Here is a 16,411-nt window from a genome sequence, read left to right as displayed (position 1 = left end):
GGAGTAGAATAATGGATAAAATTTTGCCGCGTCAGTAACACATCACCCGTTTATAAATCGTCAGCGCGAAAATTATATAAATTTCTGTGTGTTCGTATATCAGCCAAGCCCCGCTAAATATAAAAATTTTTTGCTGCATTCATATATTGCCCGTTATAAATCGTCAACGCGGGAATTATATAAATTATTGTGTGTTCGTATATCAGCCAAGCCCCGCTAAATATAAAAATTTTTGCTGCATTCATATATCGCCCGTTATAAATCGTCAACGCAAAAATTATATAACTAGTTTACAATTAATGCGACTCTTGCGAAAAAAATAATTTATAGGCTATAATTCACGCATTCAATCTTTTATGCAGGGGAGTTATCATAAAATGCCATTAAGCGCAAATATAAGACTCGCACGGAAAACTGCAGGTCTTACACAAATACAATTAGCCGAAAAATTAGGAGTCTCAATCGCAACTCTAAGACGCTGGGAAGCAGGAGAGACAGCACCGACAGGAACAAGAATTATAGAACTTGCTAATTTGCTAAAGATTTCACCTGATGACATAGTCGCAGAAAAATTTGACTCGGGCAGGCATAATCGAGCGTCAATTTATTATCCAAATTCAAGCGAATCAAATGGAATGTTAGTATATGAGGGAGAAGGCACAAGAATCGAGCTCCCCCCTACTGAAAAAGGTTACGAATTATTTAACCGCCTAGTAGAAAATTTAATCAATAAGCGCAAAGAAAATCAGGAAAATCAGGAAAATCAGGACTAACAAACATAACTCGTGTTACTGGTGCCCGTCATTTCTTCAATGCTGCCTATAACATCAGCAGTGAGTCCCATTCCCTTAGCGAGTTTATCAAGATAATTTCTTTCTGCGTCGGTGTCTACTTCAATAGCCATTAATGAAGCCGCATAAACTTGTGCCGCTAAATCGGGTCTATTTCTCACAGCTGCTAAAATTTTTGCTGTCTCCATCGGGCTGTTAAGTTTATTAATTACATAATTGACTCCTTCTTGACCGATTCCGGAGTCCTGCAATTTTTTCATGATTTTATTGAGTTCGTCCGCGTCGACTTGTCCGTCAGATTTTGCAGCGTCTATCATTGCCAGTAAAATAATTTCAGCGTCTGAGGCCTGCTGCTGCGGTGTAGGTTGAGTATAAACGGGCTGATTTATATTATTATTGCTGCTGCCTTTATTAGTGTTAGTAAAAGCCTTATAAGCCATCATGCCAAGCAGACCCATTAAGCCCCCGCCGAGTGAATTTACAGTAGTGCTTTGAGATCGTCCAGTTAAAGCTCCGAGAAGTGCGCCTATTCCTGTAGCTGCTAAGTTATCGCCTCCGACTTTATTTTTTACAGCTTGGCCCGCACCCATAAGAGAGCCTAATAAATCCTGTACCATTCCGCCAGCACTTGACATTCTTTGATTAGAAGAAGGACTCATCCCTCCGCCCTGAATCATTGAGCCTAATAGATCCATAAAATTTAGTGCCATGATAAAAATTTTCTCCCTTCTTAAAATAAATTTCTTGAATAAATCATAAAGATTCTAGCATGTTTATAAATAAATCAGCATGTTTAACAGGTTTGATTAAGTCTTTATTTGGTAAAATGCAATTACTTTATTTTATTATTATTCAGGGAGGTAAACTCATGAAAAAATATTTATCGATTTTATTAGCAGTCGTTCTCGTTTTCTGTGCTGTGTCATTTGCGTCGGCTGAATGGAAATTTGAGCGCAAAATCAGTATCGTATGTCCGTGGGGCGTAGGCGGCGGAGCTGATTCAACACTTAGACCAATGGCAAATTTGCTTAAAAATATTATCGGTCAGGAAGTCGAAATAGTAAACGTAACCGGCGGAAATGGAGTTACAGCAGTTGAATACGTTTATAAGCAGCCTGCAGACGGTTATACTTACATGTTAGGAACTCAAAGTTTATTTATGCAGGATATTCAAGGCACAACGTCAATGAATTTCAAGGACGAATTTATACCAGTAGCGAGACTCGTTCACGCAATTAATGTAATAACGGCCTCGAAAAAAGCAATGGATCGTAAAGGCTATAAAACTTTCTCGGAAATGGTGAAATACGTCAAAGAAAATCCGTTCGAGGTCAGCGTGGGAATGCTAACAAGTACAGGACTTGACGGCGCGTCATTAAAGCAGGCTCTTGAGGGGCTTGACATTCTTGATGTCTCATATCCGTCGGGCTCTGAAATGAATTCGGCATTAGTCGGCGGACATATTGATATTATGGTAACAGGGACGGACGAAATTGAGGGCTTAATTGCTGCGGGCGATGTAGTGCCGTTATTAGCACTCTGTGAAAATAGAATGAAACGTTATCCCGATGTAGAATGCTCTGTAGAACTCGGCATTAATTCAGTCTTAGGCCCGGCGCGCGGAATTTTTGCGAAAAAAGGAACTCCCAAAGAAGCTATTGACGTATTAGTCGCAGCAATTGAGAAGGCATCACAAGATCCCACGTGGCAGGCTTTCTTAGTACAGGGCTGTTACGATGAGAGACCGGGATTTGCAGGACCTGAAGAATACGCGGCTGACTGTGAGAAGGATTATAAATTGTTAAGTGATTATCTCAAGGCAGAAGGCGTTATGAAGAAAGATTATTACTCGAAATAGTATATAGAACTTTCACGGGGTGAGTCATGCCCCGTTTTTTATTTTTGAAGGAGTGAATTATTCAGTGTTCGAATTAATTTGTAATGTTTTATTATGGCTGGGACTGCTTTATGCATATTTCTTTAATGTCTTAGAAGCTCCGATCCCTGACAGAGTAGCAAGAAATCCCTACACGCTCAAGCCCGACATGTGGCCTAAAGCTATAATAATTTTATTGTTAGTGTGCATAGCGATTAATATAATTAATATAATACGCAAAAATCGCAATAATCCCGAATTCTCACTTGACGCATTATTAAGCATTCGAGCCCGTATGTGTATAGGAATTGCGCTCGTTCTTGCTGCGAGTTTCGTTCTTGAGCCGTTCGGCTATATGTTAACCTGCGTGCTTGTGTTATTTCTTTACGGTTTATTGCTGGGACAAAAGCATGTAATTAGACTCGCTTGTTTCTCGGTATTATTGACTCTAGTGCTTTATGTAGTCTTCAGCGTCTTATTATCCGTAAATCTTCCAAGGGGGACTATACCGGCATTGCGAAATTTCTCGCTCTATGTTGAAAGTATAGTATCTTCCGTGAAGTCTTCTATAATGTAAATGGGAGGTCAAGAAATTATGTCAACTTTTGAATTATTCACAAATGGATTTAGCGTGTTGCTTGACCCTTATACATTTATGATGGTCGTATTTGCTATAGTAGTCGGGACAATTTTTGGAGCTTTACCCGGAGTCAGTGCGACAATGGCCGTAGCTCTGGGACTTCCTTTCACGTATTCAATGCAGCCGATTCCGGCTATAGTATTTCTTGTTGCTGTATATTGTTCGTCAATTACTGGCGGAAGTATCACGGCGATTTTATTCAAGATTCCCGGCGTTCCTTCGAGTGCTCCGACAACTTTTGACGGCTACCCTATGGCACAACGGGGCGAGGCTGGGAAGGCTTTAGGAATTGCGCTCGGAAGTTCAGCAATAGGCGGACTCGTTTCAGCTCTGGCAATGTTGACTCTTTCACCTCAATTAACACAAGCTGCGTTATCATTTAGTCCGTCAGATATTTTTGCGATAACTTTTATGGGACTCTCGATTCTGACATGCTTAGACTCTAAAAATATTTTGAGAACGTTAATATCCGGTTTGCTGGGTTTATTGCTTGCCTGTGTCGGTCAAGATCCCATGTATGCAGTTCAGAGATTAACATTTGGAAGCGGTGAATTAATTGCAGGTCTCGAAATGATTCCTGTCTTAATAGGAATCTTTGCCGTAACTGAAGTATTAAAGCAGACAAAGAAACGCGAGACTCTCAAGAGCGACGAGGGCACAGCGAGCGTAAATACAAAGATGCCTTCTTTCAAAGAATGGTGGGGAATAAAGTGGCTTCTTGCGCGCTGTTCAGTAATCGGCACAATAATAGGAATCTTACCGGGAGCAGGTGCTACAATTGCTTCATTCTTGTGTTATTCGAGCGAGACGAAATTATCGAAATATCCGGAGAAATTCGGCACAGGAATTATTGACGGTATAGCAGCCTCAGAGACAGCAAACAACGCAGCAACGGGCGGGGCAATGGTGCCTTTATTATCGCTGGGAATTCCCGGAGGTAACGCCGCAGCAGTCATGATGAGTGCTTTAGTCTTGAAAGGTGTGCAGTTAGGGCCGCTGCTTTTAGTGAATCAACCTCAATATTTAAGCGCGACATTTGCGTCAATGGTCGTTACAAATATTTTAATGGTAATAGTTGCGATTGCTATTGCGAAAGTTTTTGCGCAGATCTTGGCCGTGCCTTACTCATATTTAGGGCCGATTATAATAATGCTTGCAATTATAGGCTCATACGCTACAAATATGAGTATTGCCGACGTGAAAATTATGGCCATCGCGGGTGTTATCGGGTTAATAATTTCAGCGTGCAAATTTAACAGTGCCGCATTAATTCTCGGTCTAGTTCTCGGAGTAATTTGTGAAGGGAATTTCAGCCGAGCATACACTATTTCACGCGCCAATATAGTAAACATGTTCGCCCGTCCTGTAGCTGGGACGTTAATGATCGTGAGCATTATATTATTACTTTGGCCGATAATCGCGAGTTTATTCAAGAAAGAGAAATAATTTATTATTCAAGCAAGAAAGAATCCCGGAGAATGTAAAAATTTTCCGGGCAATTTTTTTATTTATATTTCAGGCTTAAAGAGTTCAGATTTTATCATTTTGTTAATTTGTACCTGCAAATAAATAGAGCCGAATAATATTAATAATATGCTTGACGGAGCAACTAAATTTATAATGTTGATTGAGCCCGAATTTATTAAATCAATATTCTTTAATGCATATGACCGCAAAATATTTTTAACTTGGAACGCCGTATAAATCCCGCTCAGCCACGAAACGGGGAGCGCAAGAGAATATATTGACTCATTATTTGAGACGTAAAATAAAATTAACGCGGTTACATGAATTACGAGTCCTATATCAGGAAATTTATAATCTTTAGTCAGTGAATTAAGAGTATTGCGCCTCGTTACATACCAGTAAATAGAATAGAATCCCATCGTAATAATATTAGCAAGCACAATAAAAGTTATCTGCACAAATTTTATCTTAGGAAGTGAGTCGAGTCTCTCGCGCCTGATTGATTCTTGTTTGATTCTTTGACGTTTTGCGATTTCTGCCGGGCTTCTCTCGATATAACTTCCGCAATATGAACATTTTTCGTCTTCAGGTGTGAGGGGAGCACCGCAATTTTGCAATTCATTAATAATATTTTCTCCTTTAGTGAAAAATTTCGACATTCTTAGATGATTATTCTAGCATTCTTTATGATAGAATTAACTAAATATTTCCAGATATATTAATAAATTTATAAACTCTTGCAGGAGGTGTGTGTTCAAATGGAGTTAAAAGCGGTGGGAACTGCCGGGACTCTTGAGTCGAGCGATGTAATGATTACGCTTGAACCGAAAGACAGCGGCGGAATTGATTTAACGCTTGAAAGCTCTGTAATTAACCAGTACGGACGGCAGATAAAAGCTGAAGTGCTGGCTTCACTGGAAAGACTCGGCGTGAAAAACGCTAAAGTCATAGTAAACGATCACGGTGCTTTAGACTGCACAATAAAGGCTCGAGTCGAATGCGCATTTTATCGGGGCTGCCAGTGTGATGTTGACGGCCGATTTGATTGGGGAGGTGTAATAAGATAATGAGTATTCCAAGACCAAAGCCGGAAAAATTTAGACTCCGCCGGACTATGATGTTCATGAATGCACAGAAGCCCGGATTAATTAAGGACGCTTATATTTACGGTGCAGACTCTATAATGCTCGATCTTGAAGACGCTGTTGCAGAAAATCAGAAGGATTCTGCGAGATTCTCACTTTATCACGCGTTAAAGTCAATTGATTACGGCGACACTGAAGTAATAGTAAGAATTAACGGACTTGATACTCCTCACTGGAAGGAAGATATTAGAGTCTGTGTTGCAGGAGGCTGCGACGGAATTAGAATCGCGAAAACTGAGTCAGCAAATGACGTAAAAACAGTAGACGCGGCAGTTACTGAAGCAGAAAAAGAATTCGGCGTAGAAGTAGGCAGGACTCTTTTAATGGCAGCTCTTGAGAGTCCCAAGGGCGTATTAAATGCTTATGAGATCTGTACAGCTTCACCCAGACTCTTTGGCGTGGCTTTATCGGGCGGCGATTATAGAAAGTGTATGCAGGTTAAAGTCATTCCCGGCGGTATAGAAATGCTTGCGGCTCGCGGTCATATGTTGATGGCTGCACGTGCGGCGGGGATTCAGTGCTTTGATACGGTCTTCACGAATATTAATGACGATGAGGGCTTCAGGGCTGAAGTCAAACAAAATGTAGAAATGGGCTTTGACGGGAAGTCGCTCGTTAATCCGAGACAAATTCCGATTGTACATGAAATGCTTGCACCTTCTCAGAAGGATATAGCGGAGGCCGAGAAAATAGTTCGTGCTTATCGTGAACACGCAGCCGAGGGAGTCGGAGTCTTCACAATTGAGGGCGGTAAAATGATAGATATAGCGTTTGTTCCGGGTGCTGAAAGAGTTATAAGACTCGCAAAAGCCAGCGGAATTTATGAGGGGGATCTTTAGAGATGAAAAACGCAGTTGGAAGAGAGATACCCGCAGAAGCATTAGCAGTTGAGTTAAAGAATGGGCGCAAATATGAACCCTATCAGGGGAAGGGCTACAGAGACGGACAATATATAAAGAAGGCCGGCCCGACAAGCAAAATTTACGAGAAACCTCAAGAGAGTAAAATACTTCCTTCAATTCGTGATGCTGTAATCGCCTGCGGACTTAAAGACGGCATGACAGTTTCTTTTCACCACCATTTTAGAGACGGCGATTATATTGTTAATATGGTAATGAAGGAAATAGTTGATCTCGGCATAAAAGATATTACAATTGCTGCGTCGAGTCTGGGAAGTGCTCACGATCCTATTGCTGACTATATAGAACAGGGAATTGTAACAGGTATTCAGACTTCAGGTATACGCGGCAGAATGGGCGATGTTGTCTCACACGGAAAATTAAAGACTCCTGCGATTTTGCGTTCACACGGCGGAAGAGTCCGAGCTGTTGAAGAGGGCGACGTTCATATTGACGTAGCATTTATAGGCGCACCCACTTCAGACGAATACGGGAATGCACGCGCGCTCGGCGGTAAGAGTGATTGCGGTGTATTGTCTTATGCAGTACCAGACTCAGAATATGCCGATAAAGTTGTAGTAATTACTGATACACTTGTGCCATATCCGAATTTTCCGCCCAGCATTCACGGTGTAAATGTTGATTATGTCGTGAAAGTTGACGAAATAGGCAACCCGAAAAAAATAGCCAGTGCAGCAGCAAGAATGACTCAGAATCCCCGTGATTTAATGATGGCCGAGAATACTGCGAAAGTTATAGCAGCTTGTCCATGGTTCAAAGAGGGATTTTCTTTCCAGACAGGAGCGGGCGGGCCTTCACTCGCTGTAAATAGATTCCTTGAGCCTTTAATGGACGCAAAGGGCATAAAAATGGCTTGGGCAATTGGCGGAATAACGGGGCCGATCTGTGAACTTCAGAGAAAGGGCAAGGTCGGACAAATTATTGACGTTCAGGATTTCGACGTGGCAGCAATTGAAGATATACGCTCAAACCCGAATCATCACGAAATGACAGCGAGCGAATATGCTAATCCGGCAAATAAAGGCGCATTTGTGAATAAACTTGATTTTGTTGTATTAGCAGCTCTTGAGGTCGATATTGATTTTAACGTGAACGTTATTACAGGCTCCGACGGAGTTTTACGCGGTGCACCGGGCGGACATCCTGACACAGCGGCGGGCGCAAAATGCTGCGTTATAGTTACTCCTTTAACACGCGGGAGAATGGCGACAATTTGCGAGAAAGTTGTTACAGTTACGACTCCGGGCGACTGCGTTGACGTTGTTGTTACTGATTACGGGACGGCAGTAAATCCTAATAGACCCGACATTATAGAAGCTCTTGACAAGGCAGGAATTAAACACGTTCCCATTAAAGAACTTCAGGAGAAAGCATATTCACTCGTAGGCAGACCTGATGATTTACAATGGAAAGATAAAGTTGTAGCTATTCTTGAAGCAAGAGACGGGACAATTTTAGACGTTGTGCGCGAGATTAAGCCCTATGAGGTTTAACGCGTAAGGATTTATAAAAATTTTTGACTCTCTCGTGATTTATTGCGAGGGAGTTTTTTTTGCGGCAAATAATATATAATATACAAAATATTTAATTTTATTTAGGAGGCTTTATCATGCAAGAATATAAAGAAGTTGACGTTGGCGGCTATAAGATACGAATCAAAAAATTTGATTTCAGTACTCCCGAAGGTCGAAAGGCATGGGCTCGCGAAACGTATGGATCTATACAAGATGAATCTTTTGTGAGACCTAGAGACGCGTATATTATCCCTGATTGCGAACTAGAGAAGGCATTTAATGATGAATAATAAAATTTATTATCTCGACAGCAATATATGTATATTTTACATGAGGGGACGTAATGATAAATTAATAAATAAAGTTGATTCTGAAATGGACTTTATAAAATTGCCTGCAATTGTACAAGGTGAATTATTAACAGGAGCTATGAAAAGTATAACCCCTGATAAAGAGTTAGAGAAAGTTATGACATTTTGCGAACCTTTTGAGATCGTTCCGTTCGATAAATCTATGACAAAAATTTACGGCAGAATCAGGGCAAATCTTGAGCGCACAGGCAAAAGAATCGGCTTCGATGATTTAATAATAGCTGCTACTGTATATGCTCGCGGGGGTGTACTAGTTACTAATAATATTAGCGAATTCTCACGCATTGACGACCTTATGCTTGACGACTGGACTGAATAAAGACTCGATAAAAAAATTGCAGCCCCCTTTTACGAGAACTGCAATAAAATAATTATTTATTTCTTGAGCCGCCTGTTAATCTCTTCAAATTCGAGCCTCATTGCTCCGCTCTCAAAAATTTTCAACTCCGGCATCTTTAACGCATTAATCGTATCAAATAAACTCAATCCCGAATGAATAAGCCCCCGCAATTCTCCCGAACTCCTGACAGTTTTATAAGTGTTCTCGGCCAAGTCCCGATTTAATTTCAGGCTCCTGATACTCTCAAGTGTTGCATTTCTTTGCTGGTCAAGTAATTTCACGTACAAATTTGCGACTTTGAGCGTTAAAGCATTTGACTCGGCATTCTGAATAAATGAGTCTCTCTGTGCTTGAGTATATGCCCGGTTGCGGCTCTTATTTTGCGCGTCTCGTTGAAGTTCGCCGGCCTCTTTTATGATTGCTGCAAGACTAGGCTTATATGACAAATCAATTTTCTTTATTAGCTCGTCCTGAGTATAAATCAATAAGTCATTCAAGACTAAATATAAACCTGAATATCTGCGTGTAATGTCAAGGCTGTTAGAGTCATTCTGCGCGAGTTCCTCAAGTTTGCCGACAATTTTTTTAACGTTGTCGAACACTACGGCATTTTGCAGTAAATCATCGCCTGTAACTGAATTCATTAATATTTCAACCTGTGAAGCGTCAAGATCAAGCCCGATATTTCTTAACGAGTCCGCAAGTTTAGCATTTATGAGCGATAAAGACTCCTCACTCGATTTTATTTCGCGTTCGAGTTCTATAATTCTTTTCTCGGCCTTCTCCTTTGTGAGTCTCCAGAATAATATATAATAATTGCTGTCAGGTGCAGTAATTTTTTTGTTGCGCAGTGTATCGAGTTCGACTCTCATTTTTGCGATTTTTGCGCGTAATTCTGAAGCCTCGTGACGCATTTGTCCGGCCTCGCCGTTAATTAATATGCTCAGTGCCGAGTCTAGTAATTTATTAATTTTTGCTGCGTTGCTTTGTTTATCTTCTCCGAACCATGCATTATTAGGCAAATTTTCTTGTTTGTCACGTAATTGAAGCGCGTCATTCAGTGAATCCGTCAATTTGTCCCAGTTTTTAGCGATATTTTCCGGTAAAGCTGCTTTATTACTTGCTGAGTTTGAGTCCGGATTCTCTTGGCCGTCATTTGTCCCGAAAAAATAATCCCAGTAAGACCCAAAATAAGCACTCCACGATTCAGCAAAACAAGTATCAGCATTCATACAGATTAACGCAATAATTAAGACTGCTAGAAATTTTTTAGTCATTATAATAGCTCCTTTCTTGTCTGTGATAAATAAATCTCGTTATAAATTGCGCTCGACTTTAATAAATCTTTATGAGTTCCGACCGCTTTTATTTCTCCGTCATCCATGACAATAATTTTATCAGCATCCTGAACTGATAATATACGCTGTGAAATTATAATTTTAGTAGTATTAGGCAGATAATTTTTTAATCCTGAACGTATTAGCGCATCAGTATGAGTGTCTACAGCACTTGTTGAGTCATCAAGAATTAAAATTTTAGGCTGCTTTAATAACGCCCGGGCTATGCATAATCTTTGTTTCTGTCCGCCTGATAAATTCGTGCCGTTCTGTTCAATGTGAGTATTATATTTTGCGGGTAATTTCTCGATAAACTCATCAGCATGAGCGATTTTGCAGACTTCTATAATTTGCGAGTCCGTCGCGTTCTCATTGCCCCATAGTAAATTATCGCGTATAGTTCCCGTGAAAAGCTCATTTTTTTGCAGAACTAGAGCTATATTATTTCGCAGCGAGTTCAAATCATATTCTTTAACATCATGACCGGAAATTTTTATAACGCCGCTCGTTACGTCATAGAGTCTCGGAATTAATTGTATTAGCGTAGTCTTTGATGAGCCAGTCCCCCCGATTATTCCGATCGTTGAGCCTGATTCTATGTGCAGATTTATATTTCTTAGTGCGTAGAGTCTTGAATTTTGCGTGTTAGAGTCATTATCATGTGAAAATTTTTGCGTTCCCGTCATGCTTTCATGTGAGAAATTTTGCGAGCCTGAAATATTTTTATTGCTATTAGAGTCGTTATCGTGTGAAAGATTTTGCGTTCCCGTCATGCTTTCATGTAAAATATTTTGCTGATTTCTTGCTGAATTATATATAAAATTTACGTCAATAAATTCTATTTCTCCGCTTGAAATTTCTTTAATGCCGTTAACCGGGCTTGTTAGTGCAGGTTTCTCCCCTTCTTCTAAGACTTCAACAATACGTACTGCGCTCTCTCTTGCAAGGGTAATAATAACAAGTACCATAGACAGGCGCATAAGACTCCCTAAAATTTGAGTTCCGTATGTGATTAATGACGAAATCTGCCCGATGTTCAAATCAAGCCCGCGAGTCGTGATTACTTTATAAGATCCGTAATACAATATAAATATCATGACTATATACAAGCAAAATTGCATTAAGGGATTATTCAGCACTAAAATTTTCCTAGCTCGTATAAAATCATTGCAAATTTCTTCGGCACTGCGTGAAAATTTCTCTTTCTCGTAATCTTCACGGACGAATGATTTAACGACTCTGATTCCCCGTATATTTTCCTGAATCAAATTATTTAATTTATCGTACTTGCGAAATATTTTCCTGAATGTAATCATAGCCAGCTTAGAAAGAAAATAAAGCCCGCCCCCTAAAAACGGCGCAGTCAACAAAAAAATTAACGCGATTCTCCCGCCCATTATCAACGCCATTATAAACGAGAATATCAGCATTAACGGTGCTCTTATAACTGTACGAATAATCATCATATATGCTTCCTGAACTCCTGACACATCAGTTGTGAGTCTCGTAACAAGTGAGGCAGTAGGAAATTTATCGAGATTCTCAAATGAAAATTTTTGTATAGATCTAAATAAATCACTCCGCAAATTTTTAGCGAATCCGCATGAGGCAGTCGAGCAGGCATTACCCGCAATTATCCCGAATAAAAGCGACAAGAAAGCCATTATCACGAGAATCACGCCATATTCAAGCATGATAATAAAATCACAGCCCGCACGAATTTGATTCACAAGTTTTGCTACAATGAAGGGAATTATACACTCCATCACGACTTCAAGAGAGACGAAAAACGGAGCTTGTAAAGATGATTTCTTATATTCTCTAACACTTGCTAATAATTTTCTGTACAAATTTATTTATTCTCCTGATTTATATTTATAATTACATAAAAAATTTCCTTCTCGTCATTAATTATTATAAAATATTCTGATTTGCTAAGTATTTTATTTCGGGGATGTGAATTTTTTGCGAATAACAATTTTAACGAACGGCCCGGGAGAATTATGGGGCTGGGTTCGGCCTGTTGCTATGGAATTCAGAAAACGCGGGCACTCTGTATCATTATGGATTTTGCCGTGTCAGTTTGCTTCAGGTCATGAGAGGCGGGCGGCTTCTTTGTTAGCTGTAGATAAACTTGAGGGTCCTGCAGATGCGTCAAAAATTTGGCATGATTTACCGTTTGAGAGAACTGACGCAGTTATTCAATTGGGCGGTGATATTATGTTCGGTCAGAGGCTCGCAAAGAGTGCAAATGTCTCACTGACTTGGTACACTTACGCGCCGAAAAAAATAAATTTTCCGGGTATAAGAACTCTCACAGCATACAAGAAACAGGCCGGGAATCTCGATAATGTTCAAGTTATAGGAGATCTTGTTAAAGACGCTCTACAAATGGACTTGAACGAGTCAGAAATTAAAAAATGGAACTGGCCTAAAGATGATAACTCGCCGAGATTGTTAATTTTGCCGGGTAGTCGTCCCATGATTCGGGCTGCTGTGCTTGAATGGGTCTGTGAAGTGCGTAAATTTTTGCGTGAAAGAATTCCCAATATAAGAGTCCGCGCTTTATTTTCTCGTTTTATGCCGGAGTCAGAGCTTGAAATTTGGCAAAAAGCAGGCTTAAATCCCGTCATATCAAATGCAGGTGTAGCAATGAGACAATCAGATTACGCTTTGACTCAGCCGGGTACGAATACTTTTGAGATGATGCACTGCGGACTTCCGGGACTCGTTATAGCTCCTGAAAAATTTTTGCGCTTTGTGCCATTATCCGGAGTGTTAGGAATTCTCGCAAATCTGCCTATACTTGGCCGGAAATTAAGAAAGTTAGGCGCATTACGTGTAATAAAACGCTGGAATGGTGTAATTTCTCTTCCTAACAGGATAGCTGACTCTAAAATTTTGCGCGAAATGTACGGAGATATAACGCCTAAAGATGTCGCCGGAGCAATTTTTGAGGACATTACGAATCAAGAAATGCTTAAATCAACTCGTGACGAATTATTGAAATTGTCAGGTCAATCCGGTGCGGCCTCAAGATTGTGCGATTTAGTATTATCATCATGAAAAATTTTCTTAGACTCTCTAAATATATTCGTAAATACTGGGTTAAACTCTTTCTAGCTGTGATATTTATGATTCTTTCAGCCGGGTTAAATATTCTGCCGCCGTATTTATTTAAAAATGTAGTTGATGACGTATTATTTTCGCGCGATTTGTTGATGTTAAATATTATTTGCGTTGCACTTGTTATTATATTTGGACTCAAGGCAATTACTACATATTATCAGCGTTATTTAATGAACGAGGCCGGCCAAAGTGTAGTAATGGATTTGCGAATAGAACTCTATGATCATATTCAAAGAATGAGCCTCAAAAAAATTTATGCGTCAAGAATAGGCGAGTTAATGAGCAGAATTACCGGAGATGTAGAAACACTGCAAAATCTCGTCTCAAATTCTATAGTTGATTTAATATTTAATTTATTCACGTTTCTGGGCATGTTCGGATTCATTATATATATAAATTGGCGGCTGACCTGCTTAATAATTCTAGTATTGCCGGTTGTAGCGTTATTGCTTTCTTTCGCGTCTAAGAAATTGCGCCGGGCTGGTCATAACGTTCAAGAACAGCTAGCAAATATCACAGCAACTGCACAAGAAGCATTCTCGGCAATTAGAGTCGTCCGTTCATTTGCCACTGAAGACGAGGAATTAACGCGATTCACTGATGCGAACAGGAAAAATTATAAAGCATTATTACAGGCTGTCTCTATTCAGGGAATTTTAGCGGGAGTTATAGAAGTCTTCTTAATTTTTGCGCTGGCAGTCGTCTTCTGGTTCGGGGGTCATAATGTAATCGACGGCGGTTTAACACCGGGCGAATTAATTTCTTTCATAGGCTATATAGCTTTCATGGTCCAGCCCATACGCACAATCATGAATCAAATGAGCAACTTACAGCGCAGTATAGCATCATCTGAACGAATATTTGACATGTTAGACACTCCGGCAGAATCGAATAATGCAGGCTCAGGCATAAATCATAAATTATCGGGCAATATAAAATTTGAAAATGTCAGCTTTTATTATAATCACGGCCAAGAAATTTTGCATAATATAAATCTTGACGTTAAAGCAGGCGAAAAAATTGCAATAGTCGGCCCTACAGGTTCCGGAAAATCTACGCTCGTTGACTTAATACCGAGATTCTATGACCCTTCAGAAGGCAGAATTATTATTGATGGCTATGACATTAAAGAATTATCGCTGAAAAATTTACGCCGTCAAATCGGAATAGTTCCGCAAGAATGTATCTTAATGAAGGGGACTCTTGCGTTTAATATTGCTTATGGACTAGAGAATCAAGACATGCAAAAAATTATTCAAGCCGCAGAAATTGCAGATATACGCGAATTTATTGAGAGTTTACCCGATAAATATAATTCAGAAATCGGCGAACGGGGAGTAACTCTTTCAGGGGGCCAGCGTCAAAGAATAGCAATCGCACGAGCAGTAATAAGAGATCCGAAAATTTTAATACTTGACGAGGCTACAAGCTCATTAGATTTAGCAGTAGAAAGACAGGTACAGCGCGCAATAAATCAAGCCATGCAAGGCCGGACAGCGTTTATAATAGCTCATAGATTATCAACAGTCAGAGAAGCTGATAAAATTTTAGTGCTTGAGAACGGGAATTTTATTCAATCCGGGACTCATGACGAATTATTAAGACAGGGCGGACTTTATGCAGAATTATATAAATTACAATTTGGAATTGGACAATAAATAATAAATGATTATAGATACTTACATGAAACATGTTAAAGGCGAGAAATATAATTTACTTGCTGATATAATTTTCAGGCCGTTTTCTTGGCTGGGCAGCGCGTTTCTTTACGTGAATAAATTTTTGCGTTCTCATGGACTATTAAAGACTATTGAGCCGCCTTTACCGTTAATAAGTGTTGGAAATCTTACATACGGAGGCACAAACAAGACTCCATTTGTAGAGATGCTTGCTAAATTCACGAGCTCCAAAGGCATTAAAACAGGAATCGTAACACGGGGATATTCGGGCAAAACTCACGAGGCTATATTAATACGTGACGGAGAAGGAAAGCGCGATTTAATCGGTGATGAGCCGTTATTATTATCTCGTGAACTGCCAAATATGCCGATTGCCGTAGCTAAAAAACGACTCGACGGTGTTAATGCTCTGAAAAATTGCGGGTGTGAACTCGTTATAGCTGATGACGCTTTTCAACATAAAATAATGGGCCGTGATGTAGATATTGTATTAATTGACTCAGTCTGCCCGTTCGGAAATGGGCAGATTTTACCCGATGGAATAATGCGCGAAAAAATTAACGCACTCTCAAGAGCTGATTTAATAGTTTTGACTAAATCCGAGCAGGTTACGAGTCATGAATTAAATAATTTACGCGGACAAATCAGCAAATATATAGACTCGTCAAAAATTTTCACGTCAAGATTAGAATTTACCGACTGGCTGTTATATGGCACTGATACAAGACCGGGCAAAGACTCAAAAGTTTTCGCGTTCTCTGCAATTGGTAATCCGGAAAGTTTCAAGCGTTCACTTATTCAAATGGGACTGACTATAACGGGCGGCAAAAATTTTAGAGATCATCACAGATATACGCGTAAGGACATTCAAGAATTATGCAAACTCGCAATAAAAAGCAAAGCAGATTTCATAACGTGTACAGAGAAGGATTTATATAATTTTCCTGATAATTTCACTTGGCCGGAGGGAATCGCGCTCGTTATTCCCAGAGTCAAGGCCGTATTAAATGAACCGGAAAAATTTTTTAACGCACTCACTCAAGCATTAAGGCCAAAAATTATAATTGCTTCTAATGGCTACGGTGAAGACGCGATCGGGACAATGCTGGCCAAGAAATTGCGCGAGAAATTGCCGGAGTCAAAAATTTCAGGTTTTGCACTTGTCGGGCGGGGAGATTCTTATATTCGGGCAGGTTTTGATG

Annotated in this window: 16 protein-coding genes; 12 read left to right on the top strand and 4 right to left on the bottom strand. The window is 39.9% G+C overall.

All coding sequences use genetic code 11. The annotated features are described in order from the left end of the window. Positions 1-377: 377 nt before the first annotated feature. Entirely contained in the window at positions 378-773 is a 396-nt protein-coding gene (locus tag IJS99_02785; protein ID MBQ7560749.1) for a helix-turn-helix transcriptional regulator, read from the top strand. Here IJS99_02785 and IJS99_02780 read toward each other — a convergent pair. Then, entirely contained in the window at positions 770-1,501 is a 732-nt protein-coding gene (locus IJS99_02780; protein MBQ7560748.1) for a tellurite resistance TerB family protein, read from the bottom strand. The two genes, IJS99_02785 and IJS99_02780, sit on opposite strands and share 4 nt — an antisense overlap. 158 nt (positions 1,502-1,659) lie before the next feature. Between IJS99_02780 and IJS99_02775 the strand changes: the two genes are divergently transcribed. From IJS99_02775 to IJS99_02765, 3 genes are all read left to right on the top strand, one after another. Further along, a complete protein-coding gene (locus IJS99_02775; GenBank protein ID MBQ7560747.1) occupies positions 1,660-2,649 on the top strand; it encodes a tripartite tricarboxylate transporter substrate binding protein in 990 nt (329 codons plus the stop codon). 64 nt (positions 2,650-2,713) lie between these two features. Next, positions 2,714-3,244, top strand: coding sequence for a tripartite tricarboxylate transporter TctB family protein (locus tag IJS99_02770; protein ID MBQ7560746.1), 531 nt, complete (start codon positions 2,714-2,716; stop codon positions 3,242-3,244). Between the two features lie 18 nt (positions 3,245-3,262). Further along, the gene (locus tag IJS99_02765) at positions 3,263-4,753 is read left to right on the top strand and encodes a tripartite tricarboxylate transporter permease (protein ID MBQ7560745.1); all 1,491 of its coding nucleotides are present in this window, start codon (positions 3,263-3,265) and stop codon (positions 4,751-4,753) included. Positions 4,754-4,815: 62 nt separating this feature from the next. On the opposite strand, the gene IJS99_02760 is transcribed toward IJS99_02765, so the two are convergent. Further along, the gene (locus IJS99_02760; GenBank protein ID MBQ7560744.1) at positions 4,816-5,433 is read right to left on the bottom strand and encodes a DUF4234 domain-containing protein; all 618 of its coding nucleotides are present in this window, start codon (positions 5,431-5,433) and stop codon (positions 4,816-4,818) included. Between the two features lie 99 nt (positions 5,434-5,532). Between IJS99_02760 and citD the strand changes: the two genes are divergently transcribed. From citD to IJS99_02735, 5 genes are all read left to right on the top strand, one after another. Continuing rightward, complete coding sequence (gene citD / locus IJS99_02755; GenBank protein MBQ7560743.1) at positions 5,533-5,841, top strand: citrate lyase acyl carrier protein; 309 nt, start codon at positions 5,533-5,535, stop codon at positions 5,839-5,841. Then, the gene (locus IJS99_02750; protein ID MBQ7560742.1) at positions 5,841-6,758 is read left to right on the top strand and encodes an HpcH/HpaI aldolase/citrate lyase family protein; all 918 of its coding nucleotides are present in this window, start codon (positions 5,841-5,843) and stop codon (positions 6,756-6,758) included. The genes citD and IJS99_02750 overlap by 1 nt, the downstream gene beginning before the upstream one ends. Positions 6,759-6,760: 2 nt before the next feature. After that, on the top strand, positions 6,761-8,332 hold the full coding sequence (gene citF / locus IJS99_02745) for a citrate lyase subunit alpha (protein ID MBQ7560741.1): 1,572 nt from the start codon (positions 6,761-6,763) through the stop codon (positions 8,330-8,332). Positions 8,333-8,448: 116 nt separating this feature from the next. Next, positions 8,449-8,643, top strand: coding sequence for a hypothetical protein (locus tag IJS99_02740; protein ID MBQ7560740.1), 195 nt, complete (start codon positions 8,449-8,451; stop codon positions 8,641-8,643). Continuing rightward, the gene (locus IJS99_02735) at positions 8,636-9,043 is read left to right on the top strand and encodes a type II toxin-antitoxin system VapC family toxin (GenBank protein ID MBQ7560739.1); all 408 of its coding nucleotides are present in this window, start codon (positions 8,636-8,638) and stop codon (positions 9,041-9,043) included. The genes IJS99_02740 and IJS99_02735 overlap by 8 nt, the downstream gene beginning before the upstream one ends. A 56-nt stretch (positions 9,044-9,099) precedes the next feature. Here the strand turns inward: IJS99_02735 and IJS99_02730 are convergent, their stop codons facing one another. Together IJS99_02730 and IJS99_02725 are read right to left on the bottom strand one after the other, a co-directional pair. After that, positions 9,100-10,341 (bottom strand): hypothetical protein, encoded by a 1,242-nt coding sequence (locus IJS99_02730; GenBank protein MBQ7560738.1) that lies wholly within the window; start codon positions 10,339-10,341, stop codon positions 9,100-9,102. Continuing rightward, a complete protein-coding gene (locus IJS99_02725) occupies positions 10,341-11,498 on the bottom strand; it encodes an ABC transporter ATP-binding protein (protein MBQ7560737.1) in 1,158 nt (385 codons plus the stop codon). The genes IJS99_02730 and IJS99_02725 overlap by 1 nt, the downstream gene beginning before the upstream one ends. Before the next feature lie 868 nt (positions 11,499-12,366). Between IJS99_02725 and IJS99_02720 the strand changes: the two genes are divergently transcribed. From IJS99_02720 to lpxK, 3 genes are all read left to right on the top strand, one after another. Next, positions 12,367-13,467, top strand: coding sequence for a hypothetical protein (locus IJS99_02720; protein MBQ7560736.1), 1,101 nt, complete (start codon positions 12,367-12,369; stop codon positions 13,465-13,467). After that, positions 13,464-15,188 (top strand): ABC transporter ATP-binding protein, encoded by a 1,725-nt coding sequence (locus IJS99_02715; GenBank protein ID MBQ7560735.1) that lies wholly within the window; start codon positions 13,464-13,466, stop codon positions 15,186-15,188. The genes IJS99_02720 and IJS99_02715 overlap by 4 nt, the downstream gene beginning before the upstream one ends. A gap of 7 nt (positions 15,189-15,195) precedes the next feature. Beyond that, positions 15,196-16,411, top strand: a 1,216-nt coding sequence (lpxK, locus tag IJS99_02710) for a tetraacyldisaccharide 4'-kinase (GenBank protein ID MBQ7560734.1), incomplete at its 3' end; no start/stop codon positions are given.

The sequence above is a fragment of the Synergistaceae bacterium genome (assembly GCA_017444345.1).
Lineage (GTDB): Bacteria > Synergistota > Synergistia > Synergistales > Aminobacteriaceae > JAFUXM01.
Note: the sequence above shows the minus strand (reverse complement) of the source record. Positions and strands in the feature narration are given on the sequence as shown.